Genomic DNA, 1,574 nt, shown 5'->3' with positions numbered 1-1,574 from the left:
GGAAGGGGCGGGGTTGGGGAACAGTCAGTTCTTTGAGCCGTCCCGCGGCATCCACAGCAGCAGCACAAGGACCCCGGCCAGCAAAATGCACCCACTGGTCCGGAACGCCATCGCATACCCGGACGTCAGCGCCTCCGGCGTAGTCGAACCCCCCATCTGCGACGCGGAAACCGTCGAGAGGACCGCGAGCCCCAGCGCCCCGCCCATCGTCCGCGAGGTATTGATGAGCCCGGAGACGAGCCCCGCGTCCCCGGGGTCCGCCCCCGACGTGCCGAGGGACGCAAGCGGCGTAGTGGCCAGCCCCGCGCCGAACATCATCATGATGCCGGGCAGCATGATCGAAGTGACGTAGTGGCCGTCGGCGGTCATCAGGGACTGCCAGCCGAACCCCGCCGCGGCCACCAGAATCCCGAGCACGGACACGTTCTTCGCCCCGAGCACCCGCATCAGGCGGGGCGCCAGCTTCGACCCGAAGACGATCGTCAGCGACGAGGGGATCAGCGCGAGGCCCGCCTTGAGGGCCGAGTAGCCGAGGACGTTCTGCGCGTACAGCGTCATGAAGAACCACATGGCGAACATCCCGCCGCCGCACACGAACATCGCCGCGTTCGCCGCCGAAACGGACCGCACACGGAACAGCCCCAGCGGCATCAGCGGCACCTTCGTACGCGCCTCGACCAGGACGAAGAGGCCGAGCAGCACGAGCCCGGCGGCCAGCGGCACCAGGGTCGCCGCAGCCGTCCAGCCCTTCTCCTCCGTCTGCACGATCCCGTACGCGAGCGTCGCGAGCCCCGCCGTCACGAGCACCGCGCCCGGCACGTCGAGGCGGCGCGCCTCGCCGGCCCGGCTCTCGGTCAGCCAGGCCAGGCCCGCGACGACGACGAGGGCGCCGATCGGCACGTTGATCAGGAGCACCCAGCGCCAGGAGAGCAGGTCGGTGAGGACACCGCCGACGAGACCGCCCGCGGCGCCGCCGCCCGCGCCCACCGCGGACCAGGTGCCGATCGCCCGTATCCGGGCGGGCCCCTCGGGCACGGCCGAGGTGAGGATCGTCAGGGTGGACGGGGCGAGGACCGCCGCGCCCAGGCCCTGCACGGCCCGCGCCACGAGCAGCTGCCATTCGGCCTGCGCGAGCCCGCCCGCGAGCGAGGCCGCCGTGAAGAGCCCGAGCCCGACCAGGAACATCCGCTTGCGGCCGAAGAGGTCACCGGCCCGCCCGCCGAGCAGCATGAATCCGGCGAAGGCGATCGAGTACGCGTTGACCACCCATTGCAGCCCGACCGCGCTCATGCCCAGGTCGGACCGCATGGAGGGCAGCGCGGTGTTCACCACCGACACGTCGAGGACGACCAGGAACTGCCCGGCGCAGGCGGCGAGCAGCACCGCCCATACGGGTGCGGGCTTCCGCGCGGTGGCGGCTATGTAAGTGTCGGGGGGCGTTTGGACCATGACGGGAATGTTCTCAGGGATTGCGTGCCCCGTGCATCGGGGTTTCGGCGCAAAGATTCTCGGCCGCGGGTCCTAGGACCCACGGCCCTCATCCGCCTCCCGAGGCACCCCGGGCCGCTATCCCC

Annotated in this window: 1 protein-coding gene; it reads right to left on the bottom strand. The window is 71.3% G+C overall.

Annotated features, from left to right (window positions below):
- Positions 1-24 precede the first annotated feature (24 nt).
- Positions 25-1,449, bottom strand: a complete 1,425-nt coding sequence (locus ACQKIP_RS47035; protein ID WP_365852392.1) for an MFS transporter — start codon at positions 1,447-1,449, stop codon at positions 25-27.
- Positions 1,450-1,574: the final 125 nt, after the last annotated feature.

Origin of the sequence: Streptomyces sp. NPDC059900, from assembly GCF_050270335.1 — a bacterium.
In the GTDB taxonomy this organism is placed as follows: Bacteria; Actinomycetota; Actinomycetes; order Streptomycetales; family Streptomycetaceae; genus Streptomyces.
The sequence above is the reverse complement of the archived record's forward strand: the minus strand, read 5'-3'. Positions and strand labels throughout refer to the sequence as shown.